Source organism: Salinicola socius, assembly GCF_001937195.1.
Classification (GTDB): Bacteria; Pseudomonadota; Gammaproteobacteria; order Pseudomonadales; family Halomonadaceae; genus Salinicola; species Salinicola socius.
The window spans coordinates 1-15842 of sequence record NZ_MSDO01000002.1 but is presented as its reverse complement, the minus strand read 5'-3'; the positions used below and the strand labels follow the sequence as shown (position 1 = coordinate 15842).

At 59.5% G+C, this 15842-nt stretch carries 15 protein-coding genes and 2 pseudogenes; 5 read left to right on the top strand and 12 right to left on the bottom strand.

From position 1 onward, the window contains the following. Window positions 1-138: 138 nt before the first annotated feature. Complete coding sequence (locus BTW07_RS01755) at window positions 139-936, top strand: SDR family NAD(P)-dependent oxidoreductase (protein ID WP_075568443.1); 798 nt, start codon at window positions 139-141, stop codon at window positions 934-936. A gap of 134 nt (window positions 937-1070) precedes the next feature. On the opposite strand, the gene BTW07_RS01750 is transcribed toward BTW07_RS01755, so the two are convergent. The 8 genes and pseudogenes from BTW07_RS01750 to BTW07_RS01725 all read right to left on the bottom strand — a co-directional run bounded on the left by BTW07_RS01750 (window position 1071) and on the right by BTW07_RS01725 (window position 7477). After that, window positions 1071-1868, bottom strand: a complete 798-nt coding sequence (locus BTW07_RS01750) for a DUF481 domain-containing protein (RefSeq protein WP_158025847.1) — start codon at window positions 1866-1868, stop codon at window positions 1071-1073. Window positions 1869-2093: 225 nt separating this feature from the next. Beyond that, entirely contained in the window at window positions 2094-2384 is a 291-nt protein-coding gene (locus BTW07_RS20145) for a cupin domain-containing protein (RefSeq protein WP_244158292.1), read from the bottom strand. Between the two features lie 375 nt (window positions 2385-2759). Continuing rightward, a complete protein-coding gene (locus BTW07_RS19965; RefSeq protein ID WP_167369270.1) occupies window positions 2760-2933 on the bottom strand; it encodes a hypothetical protein in 174 nt (57 codons plus the stop codon). A gap of 86 nt (window positions 2934-3019) precedes the next feature. Next, window positions 3020-4369: an ammonium transporter gene (locus BTW07_RS01740; RefSeq protein ID WP_075568442.1), complete on the bottom strand. Its 1350-nt coding sequence runs from the start codon at window positions 4367-4369 to the stop codon at window positions 3020-3022. Window positions 4370-4724: 355 nt separating this feature from the next. Beyond that, the gene (locus tag BTW07_RS20140; protein ID WP_244158300.1) at window positions 4725-4856 is read right to left on the bottom strand and encodes a hypothetical protein; all 132 of its coding nucleotides are present in this window, start codon (window positions 4854-4856) and stop codon (window positions 4725-4727) included. Window positions 4857-5116: 260 nt separating this feature from the next. After that, a pseudogene (locus BTW07_RS20135) lies at window positions 5117-5464 on the bottom strand (hypothetical protein); the annotation flags it as partial. Window positions 5465-5594: 130 nt separating this feature from the next. Beyond that, window positions 5595-5747 (bottom strand): annotated as a pseudogene (locus BTW07_RS20130) (group II intron maturase-specific domain-containing protein); the annotation flags it as partial. A 485-nt stretch (window positions 5748-6232) separates the two neighbouring features. Then, window positions 6233-7477 carry an amino acid deaminase gene (locus BTW07_RS01725; RefSeq protein ID WP_244158291.1) on the bottom strand — a complete coding sequence of 415 codons (1245 nt, stop codon included), beginning with the start codon at window positions 7475-7477 and terminating at the stop codon, window positions 6233-6235. 172 nt (window positions 7478-7649) lie between these two features. Here BTW07_RS01725 and BTW07_RS01720 point away from each other — a divergent pair, with 172 nt between their 5' ends. The 4 genes from BTW07_RS01720 (at window position 7650) to BTW07_RS01705 (ending at window position 12138) form a co-directional block, all read left to right on the top strand. Then, window positions 7650-8513 carry a MurR/RpiR family transcriptional regulator gene (locus tag BTW07_RS01720; protein WP_075568440.1) on the top strand — a complete coding sequence of 288 codons (864 nt, stop codon included), beginning with the start codon at window positions 7650-7652 and terminating at the stop codon, window positions 8511-8513. A gap of 16 nt (window positions 8514-8529) precedes the next feature. After that, window positions 8530-9999, top strand: coding sequence for an N-acyl-D-amino-acid deacylase family protein (locus tag BTW07_RS01715; RefSeq protein WP_075568439.1), 1470 nt, complete (start codon window positions 8530-8532; stop codon window positions 9997-9999). A 52-nt stretch (window positions 10000-10051) separates the two neighbouring features. Next, window positions 10052-10444 (top strand): RidA family protein, encoded by a 393-nt coding sequence (locus BTW07_RS01710; RefSeq protein ID WP_075568438.1) that lies wholly within the window; start codon window positions 10052-10054, stop codon window positions 10442-10444. Window positions 10445-10647: 203 nt separating this feature from the next. Beyond that, complete coding sequence (locus BTW07_RS01705) at window positions 10648-12138, top strand: sodium:solute symporter family protein (protein ID WP_075568437.1); 1491 nt, start codon at window positions 10648-10650, stop codon at window positions 12136-12138. A gap of 127 nt (window positions 12139-12265) precedes the next feature. Here the strand turns inward: BTW07_RS01705 and BTW07_RS01700 are convergent, their stop codons facing one another. The 4 genes from BTW07_RS01700 to BTW07_RS20125 form a co-directional block, all read right to left on the bottom strand. Further along, window positions 12266-12982, bottom strand: a complete 717-nt coding sequence (locus BTW07_RS01700; protein WP_075568436.1) for an Imm52 family immunity protein — start codon at window positions 12980-12982, stop codon at window positions 12266-12268. Window positions 12983-13006: 24 nt separating this feature from the next. Beyond that, a complete protein-coding gene (locus BTW07_RS01695) occupies window positions 13007-13636 on the bottom strand; it encodes a Tox-REase-5 domain-containing protein (RefSeq protein WP_075568435.1) in 630 nt (209 codons plus the stop codon). Window positions 13637-13851: 215 nt separating this feature from the next. Next, on the bottom strand, window positions 13852-14571 hold the full coding sequence (locus BTW07_RS01690; protein WP_075568434.1) for an ankyrin repeat domain-containing protein: 720 nt from the start codon (window positions 14569-14571) through the stop codon (window positions 13852-13854). A 1-nt stretch (window position 14572) separates the two neighbouring features. After that, window positions 14573-15842: DUF2345 domain-containing protein (locus BTW07_RS20125; protein ID WP_244158290.1), on the bottom strand; the 1270-nt coding region annotated here is incomplete at its 5' end.

Sequence of the window (15842 nt, the reverse complement as noted above, 5' to 3'; positions counted from 1 at the left end):
TTCTTGCCGCTCGATAGCCCCGCCGCAAGACAAACCATCGATGGCGACGATTGGCGATAAACCGCGACCTTGACCATGCTGGAGGCATTGTCACTTGATACCTTCGCAGCAATCTCCCATCAAGCAAGGAGCTTGGCCATGGATTTGGCAATTCGCGGTAAAACCGCACTGATCACCGGCGCCCAGGGTGGCATCGGTCTGGCCACCGCCCAGTGCCTGTCCGCCGAAGGCGTCAATCTGATTCTCAGCGATCTCGACGCGGACGCCCTCTCCCGCGCGGCCGTCGAGATCGATGGCGATCCGCTCTGCATTGCCGCCGATGTCACCGATCAGGCGGATGTCGATGCGCTGGTTCGACAGGGGATCGAGCGCTTCGGCGTGATCGATATCGTCGTTCATACCGCAGGCGTCACTGGCGCCAAGGGTGACCCGCTGGAGCTGAGCGACGACGATTACGAACACGCCTGGCAGATCGACTTTTTCTCGGCGGTGCGAGTGGCAAGAGCGACCATTCCCGCGATGCGCGATCGTGGCTGGGGTCGCTTCATCTGCCTCACGTCGGAGAACACCGTTCAGCCCTACTGGGAAGAAGCGGTCTACAACACCGCCAAGGCCTCGCTCAGCACGTTCATCAAGAACCTCTCCTACAAGGAAGCCGCCCATGGCGTGCTCTGCAACACCGTCGCGCCGGCTTTCATCGCCTCGCCGATGACGGATGGCATGATGAAACAGCGCGCCGAGCAGCTCGGCTGTTCCTTGGAGGAAGCGATCGAGAGTTTTCTGGAGGAGGAGCGCCCCGGGATCGTCGCCAAACGCCGCGGGGAGGCCAGGGAAGTGGCTTTCGTCATCGCCATGCTGGTGTCGCAGCACGCCTCGTTCGTCAACGGCAGCAATGTTCGTGTCGACGGTGGCTCCGTCATCTCGGTCCAGAATTGAGCCGAATCGTACCGTCGCGATGAATCGAACAAAAACGGGGCCAAGGCCCCGTTTCCGTTTCACGTATCTGGTTGATCACTCGCCTGGTTGATCACTCGTCTGACGAGAGTGCCTGGCTCATACGCTGCGACGAATCACAGGTTGTAGACCAGCGACACCCCGGTGGTGGTATCCGTCTGGCTGGAGGCGCCAGGCGGTGGGTTGTCGTTGAACTCGACCTCGTAGGCGAGCTTGAGCGACAGCGTGTCATTCATCGCTACCGTCAAGGCCGTTTCCGAGCGGCCGATGAGGTTCTTCTCCGAGGCTTCGGTCGCCAACGATTGAGAGAAATTCGAGGTATCGGAGAACTGCCAGTCGTAGTCCAGGCCAGCGTAGACCAGGCCGACGTTGTCATGGCCGCCATCTTCATACTCGTCGTGGCGTACACCCGGGCCCACTTCCACGGTCAGCGACTGCGGCGGGCCGATGAGCAGCTGGCGCCCGTAGCCGCCCACCAGGGTCGACTGGGAGTCGTAACCCGAGAACCGATCCTTGTCCCAGCGTGCCAGTCCGAACAGATAGTTGTAGGTGGAGAGGTTGTAACGCGTGCGCCCGGCAACCAGATACTCCTCCGCAGAGGTCTCGTCATCGTCGCTGGCGCTCCTCGCGTTCAGCTGCAGATTGTAGGACCAGGGCGCGTTGAACCAGGTCATGTCCGCCCCCGCCAGCAGGCTCTCGCTATTACTGTTGCCGCTGATCTTGTGATAGCCAAGCTCGGCCGTGCCCTCGAAGGGCTTTTCCGCCGTGGCCGGATTCTTCATGACATCCAGCTCCTCGAGCTGGGCCTGGGCCATGCCGGCACAGATGAGACTCGCCGCGCCCAGGCCAACGGCCATGATCGCTTTCAGACGCCCTGACTTTCCCTGGGCGGGTTTCCGTCCTTGATGATTCACACTGTAGGCCTCTTGTGGCAGTCGAAACGCGCCGAATGTCGAATCGACGTCAGCCTTTTTATTTAACCTACCCCCGCTACGGGACACAACCGATGTGAGGCCAGGCTTGCCACGGCAACATAAAAAATAGTTCATCGCAGTTAGCGTGTAAGAAGGAGAAGGTTGCGGCGTCAGGCTTCCTCGTCACCATCGTAGTGCATGATGGAGAGTAGCTTGATGGGCACTTCAATCAGCTGTTCCGGCCCGTGCGGCACGGCCGCGTCGAATGCCAGGCTGTCCCCCCGGGCCCATCTCGTAGAAGCGTTCGCCATGGCGATAGAGCAGCTGCCCCTCGAGGAGGTAGATGAACTCATGCCCGGCATGGCTGAAGTTCGGGAAGACCTCGCTGGCATCATCCATCGTGATCAGGAAGGGTTCGTAGCGCTTCTTGGGACCCTGGCGATAGCTGAGGAGATGGTACGTATGACCAACCACGGTGCCGGTACGCACCACCTCCATGCCTTTACCGGCCTTCACGTGCTGGGCACCACGGCCCACGAGGTCGAAATCGCTGAACAGCTTGGAGATCGGCCAGAGGCGGCTGAGCGTGTCCAGGCTGGTGGATATTTGGGCGTTCTCGACTTACCTGAACGTAATGCGCAGCGCACTGGCCAACGACACGCTCCTGAATTCGATGGCTAAATGCCTGAGCACACTGGAAATGGCATGCCGAGTAGGTGATACGGCATCGATTTTCGAAGAGTTATCGATACCAAGCTTTGGCGAGCGATAGAACAGCTCGATAGTCGTCCCAGAAAATTTGGATTATCGAATACTCGCCCAGGGGTTTCTGGCGAATATTCAGATGCACTAAAAACCGGAGGTATTACGTTTATTGGCTGAATCCAAGAATTAGCGCTGTATGGATTCGTGCTTTTTAAAAGAAGCATTTTCATGCTTCATAATGCTAGCACTCAACAGTAAACAAAGCCCTAGCTCTACTATCAGGCTGGCGTCGATGGCGATCGGGTTGCTGGAGAAAAGCAGGTAGTTCATGGCGCTTTGCAAATCGATGCTCGGGTTCATTTTCGCTCTCCTATGATGCCCTGGCGGGCACCGGTGGTTTCTTGGATGGTTCGAGATAGTACGCGGTATCAACTCATTTCCTGGCTCTAGCGCAGGGTTGCTTGTGCGGTCGTTCCCTCTGGCTTGCTGGTGCTCGCCAGCGAGGAGGCCGACGTGCTGGAGGGGGCGGTTTCCGGATAGGGCTTGGCCGGAATCTCGACCAGATCGAGCCCCAGCACTTCGACATGTGCCGGCACGCGCAGCGAGTTGCACTTCTTGAGAACGTAGGAAATACCCCAACCCGGAATGAAGCCAGTCAGCGCCATGACGACGGCACCTAGCAATTGGCCACTAAAGGAGACGTCAGGTACGCCTTCGCCTACGTTCGGGAAGCCGGCAGCGAAGATGCCGACCAGAACTACGCTGTAGAAACCGCAGAAGCCGTGTACCGCGAACGCACCGACGGCATCGTCCAGACCACGTTTTTCGAGGAAGCCGCCGATCTTCGGCATCAGGGCGCCTCCACTGGCCGCCAGGGCGAAGGCAAGGCCAGGATAGTAAAGGTCCAGGCCGGCCCCGACCGTGATAATGCCGCCCAAGGCGCCGGATATAGTCCAGAAGGGATCGCGAGACGACAGGTAGGCGCCAATCACGCCGCCACCGAAGCCCATTAGGGTATTGAAAGCGAAGGCAGAGAGGTTGGTGCGGGTGCCGTAGATGGTGGTCCAGCCGGTTTCTCCGGTGTTGAAGATGATACAGCCACCGATGAAGCCGAAAAAGCCAACGATGATCATCATCAGGCCGATCAGGGTCATCGGCAAGTTGTGCGGTGGAATGTCCTGGGGCTTGCCATCCTTGTACTTGCCAATCCGCGCGCCCAGGTTGAGGAGCACGCCGAGGGCGAAGAAGCCGGCTACCGCATGCACGACGCCCGCTGCGCCAACATCATGATAGCCGAGCTTGGCCAGCATCCAGCCGTCCGGATGCCAGCCCCAGGCCCCGGCCAGAATCCACACGCCGGCGCCCAGTACCACCGCAAGGATCAGGAAGGCGCTCAGGCGAATACGCTCGATAACCGCACCGGAGAGGATCGACCCGGTAGTGGCGCCGAACAGCGCGAACGCTGCGAAGAAGACGCCGGTGCCCATGTCGTCCACATCAGGGCGCATGCTCGGGCTCCAAGGCAGAGCAGCCGCGGCATCGATGGGTATCAGGCCGTTGGGGAAGGCGTTGTAAATCCACCAACCGACGAAATAGAAGGCGGGGATGATTGCGGCTAGGGTAAGGATATTTTTCATACCAGAACTCAAGGCATTCTTCGTACGTGACGCGCCCATTTCATAGGCCAAGAATCCAGCATGAATCATGAACATAATGGCCGTGCACCACCAGTAAAAGACTTCTATGTTCATGGCCTGGTGCATCTCGAAAATGCCTTGAAGATCATCTGCCTTCATGTTGTTGTCCTTGTTTTCAAGCTTCTCAGATGTGTTCCCGGCTTTCGGGAATCACTGCATTAGTGACTGCCGATTTATCCACGACTCCGATAAAGCCTCGATGTCATTATTGTGTTGCCTGTTGAGAAAAATTCTCTCTTCAAAACAAAAGCAACTTATGTGCCAAGTCGCCCCCTCCTAAGCCTTTGAGTGATAAAGATACAACTTTTTGTTTTTAGAGATAAAACCATTATATCTAAATAAGATTTTTATATATGAATCTGAAGAGAGCTCGATGCCTTCGAGCCCAGCGCGTAATGGTGATGCGTCCTGCTTGCCAATTGCACTATCATGGAGCCCCCTCTTTATCGCAGGTTCAACTGCGCACACGTCTGCGCTCCTTATCGTAAAAAGGCAGGCTCACCACTTCTGCCACCAGACGTTGCTGGTGCCCGTCGAGTTTGCCGACCTCCAGCCGGTGTCCCGGGGTAGCGAAATCGGGAGCCAGTCGGCACAGCGCGATCGATTGCTTGAGCAGCGGGATTGGGTAGCGCTCGTCACCACCCCGGCCGGAAAGCGCCCCTGAAGGACCTGATCGCCATGTTCCACCCGCTCCGTGCTGTCGATCACCAGCCCCATCAGCTTATGGCGACTTTCAGGTGTCTGCCGGGCCAAGGCCTCGCGGCCGACGAAGTCTTCTTCCTTAGACTTCAGCGGTACGGTGAAGCCGATGCCCGCCTCGAAAGGGTTGGTCTCGGGACAGAACTCGTGGCCGGCGAAGATCAGGCCCGCTTCGATGCGTAGCATATCGAGCGCGTCCAGGCCGATAGGTGCCAGACCGTATTGCTGACCGGCCTCCCAGATGGCGTCCCAGAAGCGCTCGGCATGATCCGGATGACACCAGACCTCGAAGCCCAGTTCGCCGGTATAGCCCGTGCGCGACACCATTAGCGGCATGCCGTCCGGCCCACCGAGGCGCCCGACCATGAAATGGAACCAGTTCCATTGCTTCACGGCGGTCTGAGTCTCTGCGTTCCACACCAACTGGGCGAGCAGTTCGCGGCTGTGCGAACCAGCGGTTAGGTAAAGCGTGGCGCAGATGCAGGGCACCCGCATTCCACCAGGCCCCTCGTCCATTCCCCGCTGATTTCCAGGCGCGTTGATCGTCCCGACCCAGCGCCAGAAGCTGACGCCGCCGAGTGCTTGGACGTTTCCACTGCCGCCACATCACGCTGCGCAATCGGCGGCGTATACATTGATCCAGGGCTTCCAAGGGGCGCCTCACATCGACGTGGCTGAAGTAGCTGGCCCAGCCCCGCAGGATCGGCGTCAGTTCTTCGATGACTCGCCGTATGCGGCGCCCTCTTCCGCGTTTCAGGACTTCACGGGCACGCTGCATCAGGCGCTGCAAGCTGGCCTTGGCCTGCGTCAGCTTCGGCAGTTTGTGTCGGGTCAGCGGGATAATCCAGATACCCACGGCGCCACGGCCGGTCCACCGCGCTCTTGGCGCGATTGACCAGCACTTCCCCTCGCCAGGCGTGCAGGGGACTTTCACCCCCAAGTCATCCTGAGGCACCACCCCCTGGAACAGCGCCAATCAAGGCGCTGCGCGCCATGCCTGGCGCGCACAAAAAAAAGGCGAGCCAAATGGCTCGCCACAACAACTTCCGTCAATGATTCGTTAGGTCTCATCCCGACGGAAGAGCGCTCGGGGGATGAACCGCGAGATTCGTCGCGCGCCTCATCCTGGAAACTGTCGGCAGGCGACAACGGAACCTGTCCGTTGCCGCCTGCTCGAGATCGCCAAGTTAAGCGAGCAGCGGCCGAACGTCAATATTTATGGAAACCATTTCCACTTTTTTAACAACCCGCACGTCTACGCCATCAGAAGTGGGTTTCGAGGACGTCTCGAACGTCCAGCGTGTCGTCCACAAGCAGCATCCGCCGCCACTTGTCGAACGTCAGGCAGGGGTGCGATGTGCCAAAGGCAATCACGTCGCCAACGGCGATCTCGGCGTTCTCGGGAATCTGCAGAAAGACGTGCTGATCCATGATGTGTGTCGTTCGCCAGGCACTGACATCCACGGCCGCGACAGGCGCGCTCGAAGCCGCACCGGAGGTGGCGCTTGCGGGATAAAGCCTTAGCGGCAACGGCAGGTCCGGCTCGTGGCCGATATCGCGCTTGCCCAGGGCGATGATCGCCAGCCCCGGCTCCGGCAGCGACTGCACGTGAGCGAACACCTCGAGTGCAGGCTGCAACGCGCCCTCGAGGTTCGGGTCGCGGGCCTTGATCTGGTCCATCGCGCCGGCATAGAGCTTGTGATCGTGCACCACGTAGCAGCCCGGTCGCAGCACCGGCGTGTAGTGTTCGCGCAGTTCTGCTAGGTCAAACGCCTCGGCGATCAGGTCGAACCATTTGGAACCGGAAGCGGTAACGATCGGCGCCTGACGTTTGAGCAAACCGCTGGCCTGCAACGTGCGAACGGTGTCGACCAGCCGCTCACCGTAGGCGCGTACGGCCGCGACCTCGTCACCGCCGCCAATCATGCCTTCGTACCCTTCGATACCCACCAGCGCCAGTGCCGGCTGCTCGGCGATGGCGGCTACCAGGGCGTCGACCTGCGAGGCAGTACGGCAGCCGCAGCGGCCGCCGTCGATACCCAACTCGATCAGCACATGGAGCGTGAGACCTCGTGCGGCAAAGAATGCCCCCAGGTCGCGAACGTTCTCGATCCCGTCGATCACGCAGTAGTACTCCAGCCCGGCGGCGATGGCATCGGCGATCAGCGCCATGTTCGGCCGTCCGACCAACTGATTGACCATCAGCACCCGGTCGACGCCGTGAGCATGCGCCGCCACCGTCTGCACCGCCGTCGCCAGGGTGATACCCCAGGCCCCCGCTTCGATCTGACGTTTGAACAGCTTGGGTGCCATGGTGGTCTTGCCGTGAGGCGCGAGCTTGGCGCCATGGTCGTCCGCGAACCGTTGCATCCAGGCCAGATTGTGCGCCAGCGGCGCCTCGAAGATCGCCGCCGCCGGCAACGGGACGTCCGTCAGCAGATTGGCGGGGGTCGAAAGCGGCGTGCCTTTTTCCGGGACATTGGCAGTAGAGGACATGGAGGGTTTCATGGGTGTTCTCCTATCGAAAATTGTCATTGTGATGTCGGTATCGATACATGGGGATAAGGACATTGGCCGAGTTCGTCATCGGACCGGACAAATTAGGTATTTACTAACACATAAAATAAAAATATGTTAGTTATTAACATTGCCAAACCATTCATCGAATATCGAGCCCTCCGTGACCCAGGAAATCGACATCCTGTCGCATATCACCGCTTGCCTGCCCAGTCTGCGGGAGGCGGAGAAGAAGGTCGCCAATCTGATCTTCGACGATATCGACTTCGTCGCCGAGGCGAGCATCGGCGAGATTGCCAGGCGCGCCGAGGTCAGCGATGCCACGGTGACCCGCTTCGCCCGCGCGGTGGAGTGCCGCAACGTGCGCGATCTGAAGACGCGCCTGACCCGGGCGCTGGCTGCCGGTCGCCGTTTCATCCAGGAAGCCAGCGAGGACGACGGCCTGGGGGTGATCTACGACACTGCCGCCCAGACCCTGGCGCTCAATCGCACGCTGATGGAGCAGGCGGACGTCGAGGGCGCGGTGGCGATGCTCGACGACGCCCGCCAGATTCTGGTGTTCGGCGCTGGCGGCGGCTCGACGGTGATGGCGCAGGAGATGCAGTTCCGGCTGGTTCGTCTCGGTTATGCAATCAGCGCCTATCCGCAAGCGCTCTTGCCGCGCATGGTCGCCTCGACCCTGGAGCCCGACGACGTCGTGGTGGCGCTTTCGGTCACCGGCTACACGCCGGAGATCAATGATGCCGCCGAGCTGGCACGCCAGTACGGTGCTCGGGTACTGGCCATCACCGCGGCCGGTTCGCCGCTGGCCAAGGTCGCCACTATCACGTTGCCGTTGGCGGCTCGAGAGACCGACTACATCTATTTTCCGTCGTCGTCGCGCTACGCCATGATGGCCGCCATCGACATGCTGGCGCTTGGACTGGCGCTACGCCATCGCGCGCGCACTCGCGACAAGCTGCGACGACTCAAGATCACCCTCGATGCCCACCGCGGCGGCGACAATCGCCAGCCGCTGGGGGATTGAGAACCCGGGAGCCTCCATGCCTCACGATTTGTTGATTCGCCGCGCCAGCATCATCGACGGCAGCGGACGCGAGCCTTTCACCGCCGACATCGCGATCGACGGCGACCGGATCGTCGCCATCGGTGATCTGGACGACGAGGAGGCGGAAAAAGTCATCGATGCCGAGGGACTGATTCTCACCCCCGGCTTCATCGACGTGCACACCCATGACGACACCAACGTCATCCGCACTCCCCAAATGCTGCCCAAGCTGTCCCAGGGCGTCACCACCGTGGTGGTCGGCAACTGCGGCATCAGCGCCAGCCCGGTGAAGCTGGCCGACGAGGTGCCGGACCCGATGAACCTGCTCGGCCGCGCGGAGGATTTCCGCTACCCGACTTTCGCCGCCTACGCCGAGGCGATCGAGCAGGCGCGACCCAGCGTCAACGTGGCGGCGCTGATCGGTCATACCAGCCTGCGTAGCCAGGTCATGGATCGCTTCGACCGGGCCGCCAGCGACGATGAAATTGCCGCCATGCGCGAACAGCTGGAAATTGCGCTGGCCGAGGGCGCCGTGGGGATGAGTTCCGGACTCGCCTACCGCAACGCCTATTACGCGCCCACGGCCGAGATGAATACGCTGGTCGAGGCTGTCGGCCGCGCCGGCGGCGTCTATACTACGCATCTGCGCGATGAGTTCGCGGGCCTCCCCGAGGCGATGGACGAGGCCTTCGCCACCGCCAGGCACGGTCAGGCACCGCTGGTGATCTCGCATCTCAAGTGCGCCGGTGCCGGCAACTGGGGCAACGCGCCCAAGGCGCTGGCCAAGCTCGACGACGCCGCGCTTTCCCACGGCGTGCACTGCGACTGTTACCCCTACACCGCCGGCTCCTCGACGCTGGATCTGGGTCAGGTCACCGACGAGATCGACATTTTCATCACCTGGTCCGACCCGCATCCGGAGATGGCTCGCCAGCCGCTGAAGGCGATCGCCGAACAGTGGGAGCTGTCGCTGATGGACGCGGCCCGGCGTCTGCAGCCTGCCGGCGCGGTCTATCACAACATGAGCGAGGCGGACATGCGCCAGGTGCTGTCGCATCCGTTGTCGATGGTCGGCTCCGACGGCCTGCCCAACGATCCGCATCCGCACCCGCGGCTGTGGGGCGCGTTCCCGCGGGTACTCGCCCACTACAGCCGCGACCTGAAACTGCTGCCGCTGACCGAGGCGGTGCGCAAGATGACCGGCCTGTCCGCCGCCAACTTTGGTCTCACCGACCGTGGCGAGATCCGCGTCGGCGCCTTCGCCGATCTGGTGCTGTTCGATCTCGACACGCTCGAAGACACCGCGACCTATACCGCGCCGATCGCCAGGGCCGGCGGCATCGAGCTGGTCGTCGTCAACGGCGTGGTCAGCTATCGCCAGGGCGAGGCCAGCGAACGCCGGGCCGGACGACTGCTGCGGCGTCAGGTCCGGCTGTCGGCCCGGCCTTCCCGTACGACCTCATGATTTTCACTCGCGTTACCCATCCGATCATCGAGACAACCCAGGAGACAATCGTATGAGCATCAAACGTTATGGCGTCGAAGGCGGCGTCGGCACCGGTGGCCAGAAACTGCCCTTCGCCCGCGCCACCGAAGCGGCCGGCTGGCTGTTCGTCTCCGGCCAGACCCCGATGACCGACGGCGAAGTCGTCGAAGGCAGCATCGTCGAGCAGTCGCGGCTGGCCTTCGCCAACTGCCTGAAGATCGCCGACGAAGCCGGCTACGGCGTGGAAGACGTGGTCCATGTCACTGCCGTGCTCACCGACGCGCGCTATTTCAGCTCGTTCAACAAGGTGTTCAAGGAAGTGTTCGGCGATCACCCGCCAGCGCGGATCTGCAGCGTTCAGGATCTCGTCGTCGACTGCAAGGTGGAAGTGGACATCAAGTGCTATCGAGCCGATCGCGCCTAGTTTCGAAGCTTGCAGCGCTTCGATGTAGCGCCGATTCACTGACACTCTCGCAGAAAAGAAGCAGACGCCGGAAAAGGCGTGAGAAAGAAAGGTGGCCGCGCCCCCGGCAAGGGCGCGACCGCAGTGAAAAACCCCATGGACCATGACATTCCACACTGCTCCGGTCGCGGCAACGACCGGAACGACAATTATAAGAGGTCGTTATGAACAGTCACGTTTTCCTCGGGACCTTCATCGCCTACGTGATCATCATGATCGCGTTCGGGTGGTGGGTCTCTCGCAACAGCCGCGGCAGCGGCGACGATTTCCTGCTCGGCGGGCGTAGCGTCCCGATCTTTCTGACCATCGGCACCACGGTGGCAACCATGGTCGGTACCGGTTCCAGCATGGGCGCCGTCGGTTTTGGCTACGCCAACGGCTGGGCCGGCGCGCTCTACGGTATCGGCGGTTCCATCGGCGTGATCCTGCTGGCGTTGTGGTTCGCGCCGGTACGCCGCTTCCGCTTCATGACCATGAGCGAAGAGCTTTCCTACTACGTCGGCGCCAACCGTTGGGTGCGCAATATCGTCGCCGTGCTGATCTATATCGCCTGTATCGGCTGGCTGGGCGCGCATATCCTCGGCGGCGGGCTCTATCTGTCGTGGATGGCGGGTATCGATCTGACCACCGCTCGCATTCTGGTGGCGCTGGGCTTCGGCATCTACTGCGTGATCGGCGGCTACATGGCGGTGATCTGGACCGATACCGTGCAGGCAGTGATCCTGTTCGTCGGCTTCATTGCGATGGCGATCATCGCGCTGGTCGAGGTCGGCGGCTTCTCCGGTCTCGGCACCAACATGGACATCGCCTCCACCAGCTTCCTGGGTGTCGACAAGATCGGGGTAGTACCGGCCATCTCCCTTGCCGCCGTCATCGCCGTCGGCGTGCTGGCAACGCCCTCCTACCGCCAGCGGATCTACTCCGGCAATTCGGTCGGCTCGGTGCGCAAGTCGTTCATCATCACCGGCGTTCTCTATCTGTTCTTCTCGATCATTCCGGCGATCATCGGCATGGCGACCCATGCGCTGAATCCCGGTCTCGACAACAGCAACTTCGCCTTCCCGTTCCTGGCCACCGAGATCCTGCCGCTGTGGCTCGGCCTGCTGCTGCTGGTCGCGGGGCTGTCGGCGACCATGTCCAGCGCGAGTTCGGATGCCATCGCTGGCGTTTCCATTCTGCTGCGCGATGTCTACGTGCTGTTCACCGGTCACACCCCGTCGGCCCGCAAGGTCGTCGGGCTGTCGCGGCTGGCGCTGGTCGCTACCATCGGCCTGGCGCTGCTGTTCGCGCTGACCTCCAACAACGTGATCAGCTATATCACCAGCATGATCGCGACCGTCATGGCCGGCATGTTCGTGTGTGGCGTACTGGGGCGTTTCTGGCCGCGCTACAACTGGCAGGGCGCCATCGCCACCCTGATCGCCGCGTCAGCGACGTCGCTGGCAGTGATCAACGTGGACAGCTGGACGGCCTTCTGGGGCAACCCCAGCATTCCGGCGGTACTGGTCGCGCTGGTCGTTGGCGTCGTCGTCAGCCTGGTCACGCCGGCCTCCAAAGTGACTCCGGAGCAGGCGCTCAAGATCATCGACGACGAACGCGAGCGCATGGAGCTGGATGAAGATCCGGCCAGCGCGCTCGGAAGCAAATCCGTCTGAAAGGAGTCGGTAGAGGCGCCACGCCAACTGCATGGCGCCTTCAGCATAAGGCCTGAAGATGTCTACGAAACCAAGGGGTTTGGACGCCCTCGGACAGGGCAGAGGGGGTTGCTCGCCTAAAAACCGATCAAATTCCTCGTTCTGGCAACAGCCCTCTATCGGCCAGAAACACCTCGGTCGCCCGGGCTAGTTTTATATGCTCTTCATTCTCGGGGTCGAACGGCTCTTTGGTGGTCACGATCAGGGTGCCGATATCGGGTAGATACTCGGCCAGGGCGACGAAGGGCATCTCGTTGCTCAAGTCGACGTCCGGCACCAGTGCCATCCAGCCGACCCACTCGCGATGTGGGAATGCTGCCAAGTCGTAATAGGCGAATGGAGCAGCATTAGCCCAGCGGGGCGGAATTACGTTGGCCAATTGTCGCAGGCAATTGGCAAAGACCTGCCAGTAATTCGGCCAGGCGGTCTGTTTGAGTCGAGTATTTCGCAGCGAAAAAATTCCTCGACGATTTCCGCCCCAAGAAAAGCCATTCTCAGTGTAGTGATATTTCCTTTCCTCGACGCTAAAGTTGCCTCGACATGCAAATGACATCAAGCCCATTCCGTTATAACCGCGTTCAAACTCTCTCACCGACTTGATGGCATCCTTGACGACCCGAGTTTTTTCATGGACGTCAATAGATATACCTTGCTCACCATAGGCATAGCGCCAATGGCTGAACACCGGGTCTTCCTGGCTGATCGCATCAAGCATGCTGATCCATTGATCATAGACATCTTCCGCCGCCATCACTTTCTCTGGTGGTTCTATGAAAAAGCGCAGCGTCATTCCCTTGTAGCTCATAATGCTCTACTCGCTCATTCCTGTTTAAAAAGGCTCGTGAATGCAGGGGGCCGGAACCCCTCTCAGTTCAAAAGCTCGCCTGACATAGTTTCGAACCACTTCATCCGAAAAATACCAAATCAGGCTGGCAGGAGGCATATTGCTTTCTATTGTTTTGTGCTGTCGATCAGCCTGGCTTGTAAATTTGTCAAACGTCTTCGACATGAAATCCAACCGCTGTCCACGGCTATTGACAATTTCTCGCGGCCCCCACCCCCCATCCAGATCCTGCTCCAGAAACTGCCGATAGCCATACTTGGCCTCGACCAACGTGCAACTGGCTGACCAGAATCCATCGAAATCGACGCCGCTGAATCGCCACTCCTCGATCCGGTTGGGCCCCACGATAGCAAAGGTCGGTCCGCCGCCCATATTGGCGATCTTCAGCTGGTATTCGGGCCAACGCCCGTCCCCCGTCTCGAATCGCCGGCCTGCGACGAACGTGCTTCCCCTTTTTCGGGGCTCGCAGTCGTTGCAGTCTTCGTTGGTGTCGGTATCGCTGACCTCACCCGCGACCGGTCGCGAACGAGTGTCGCTGTCGCTTTTTGAGGCCGTGTCGTTCAGTACACCGACCGCGGTGAGCGCCTCTCGCGTGATCGCAAGATTGTAGTCCATCGCCGTGGTCAGGACTTCCTTGCCGGCTTCTCGATCAACGCTAGCAGATCCTGGACGAGCAGGTCGGGCGACTGCTAACTCCCCGGAATAACGGGGGCTCAAAGGGGATTGAGCTAGCCCATCCGTGATGACACATCGTCAAGGCAGCACGCCAAGACGATGTCGTACTTGTGCTTTCTCAATCTGCTTGCCACTAAATAGATAGTTTCTACACCCTAGAACTCTACCTGAATGTCTTGGCTTTTGAGCCATTGCCTTATTTTCTCTCGCTTTTCTTGGCTCTCCTCGGTGTACGAGTCCTCTTTTGGTCCTGTTGCAAGAGGGGCTTGGAAAGTCGTACCTCTTTTATTTTTTTGCTTTGGATTGGCGCCGAGCTGTAGAAGCTTCATGATTCGATCATAATCGTCTGCGGCGGCGGCGAAGAAAAGAGGGGTGTCTCCAACGATGTCCTGGTGGTTTATATTGGCACCATTATCGATTAGCAGTTCAAAGTTTTTTGCTGGATTTCCCACCGCGTTGAAAAGCGGTGTTGCTCCACCTTTGTTTTCGATGTCGACAGGAGCGCCATGCTCAATGAGCTCCTTGAGATAATTGGTCGTATCCAGTCGCGCTGCGGTGTGAATGACAGTTTCACCGCTTGAGCTTGGAATCGTTGGATCAGCGCCGTTTTTAATAAGTATTTTGAAATCGTCTAGATTATTTGATGCCATGGCGAGCCAAAGAAGCGTCCTTCCTTTTTGATCGATTGCGTTAACTTCGGCACCTTCCGATATGAGTTTTTTCGTTCTTTTCTCATCGCCGGAGCTGATTGATTGCGCCAACTCTTTGGCCATTTTTCCAGTGAACATTTCGCCTTTCTCCGCGCTATCCGAAGGTGTGCAACCCGAGGCCATGAAAAGTGCCAGTATGGCATATTTGAAATAGAGCTGACGCATTTTACTCGCTCCAAGGGGGTGTTCTTGAAAATGATTCCAAGGCGGAGTTCATGGAATGGTCCGATATTCTATTGCCCATTACTGATATGGGGTCATGCTTTTCCCAGCCTGAAAGTGGAGTAGGGTCAGGCAGCGTTATTTTTCTGCCTAATGCATCTGGCAGTAGCCATCTGTCGACTAAGGCTTCTTCTTGCTCCCATGTCAATATTTCGCCAGACGTATTATATCTTCGGATTAAGCCATCGTTGGCAATGCGGCTTGCCTCGTCGAAACTGATGGGTAGGTTAGAGATTGTGTTCTTATGGATTCCTGCAGCGTTGAAGGTAACCGCGGGAGTGTCCGTAGTGATGGCAGATGCTGAAGCAAGCCCACCGCCTAAGGAGTGGCCCGTGATAACCAAGTTTTCCCCATAAGCTGTCTTGGCTATTTCTGATAACTGCCTGGCTTGTACGTATTGAGGAGCTGCCATGCCAGCGCCCTGAGGAAGGTTTCCCTGTCTCCAGTCGCCTCCCCAGTCACTGAAGTCCGTTCCGGCAAACGCAAGAACGTAATTTCCATCTCCATCCGTATATATTGACGACTGGAACCCAGTGCTCTCATCTTCCAGTAAGTCTGGACGTATGCCATCGGCCAAAAGATCATCTTCCGAGAGAGGACGCCACTGAGATACAGGCTCATGCCGATAGACCACATCCGCAATTTGTGCCAAGACTTGGTCTATTGGTTTAGGATCGATTCCTCTTACCTGTTCTGAAAATGTAGCCAAATCTTTTGGAGACGCCATTTTGGATGCTGCCATGGGCATGCTTTTCGGTCCGCCGAAGTTGTGCTGCGCCCCCTTGATATCCGCGGCACCCGGGCAGTGGACTTCGATGTTGCCGCCTTCGATGAAGATATAGCCGCCGCCGCTCTGCAGCAGGATGCCGTTCTCGGCCTGAATTTCGATGCGGCCCTCGGTCGAAGTCACCTTGACGCCTTTCTCCGCGGTAAAGGCCATCTCGCCATCCTGCGCTTGCATCTCCACCTTGCCCCGCGCCGCGAACAGCTTGATGCCCGCCTTCTGCACGAACAGCGAGAGCTTCTCGGAGATCGAGGCGACCAGGCGCTTGCCGGTGGCGATGTTGACGTCTTCGCCGCTGGAGATACTCAGCGAGCGGCCCTGGGCCAGGTGGGTCGATTCCGGGGTGCTCAGGGTGATGCCGGCGGGCGAGGCCATGTGCAGCCAGGGGGCTTTCATCCGCGCCGCTTCGCCCCGGCCGCCGCTGTCGGAG

Excerpts from the sequence above, each read along its gene's own strand:
- BTW07_RS01755 (WP_075568443.1), top strand. The coding sequence starts at position 139 with ATGGATTTGGCAATTCGCGGTAAAACCGCACTGATCACCGGCGCCCAG.
- BTW07_RS19965 (WP_167369270.1), bottom strand. The coding sequence starts at position 2,933 with ATGAACCCGAGCATCGATTTGCAAAGCGCCATGAACTACCTGCTTTTC.
- BTW07_RS01740 (WP_075568442.1), bottom strand. The coding sequence starts at position 4,369 with ATGAAGGCAGATGATCTTCAAGGCATTTTCGAGATGCACCAGGCCATG.
- BTW07_RS01725 (WP_244158291.1), bottom strand. The coding sequence starts at position 7,477 with ATGAAACCCTCCATGTCCTCTACTGCCAATGTCCCGGAAAAAGGCACG.
- BTW07_RS01715 (WP_075568439.1), top strand. The coding sequence starts at position 8,530 with ATGCCTCACGATTTGTTGATTCGCCGCGCCAGCATCATCGACGGCAGC.
- BTW07_RS01710 (WP_075568438.1), top strand. The coding sequence starts at position 10,052 with ATGAGCATCAAACGTTATGGCGTCGAAGGCGGCGTCGGCACCGGTGGC.
- BTW07_RS01705 (WP_075568437.1), top strand. The coding sequence starts at position 10,648 with ATGAACAGTCACGTTTTCCTCGGGACCTTCATCGCCTACGTGATCATC.
- BTW07_RS01700 (WP_075568436.1), bottom strand. The coding sequence starts at position 12,982 with ATGAGCTACAAGGGAATGACGCTGCGCTTTTTCATAGAACCACCAGAG.
- BTW07_RS01695 (WP_075568435.1), bottom strand. The coding sequence starts at position 13,636 with ATGGACTACAATCTTGCGATCACGCGAGAGGCGCTCACCGCGGTCGGT.
- BTW07_RS01690 (WP_075568434.1), bottom strand. The coding sequence starts at position 14,571 with ATGCGTCAGCTCTATTTCAAATATGCCATACTGGCACTTTTCATGGCC.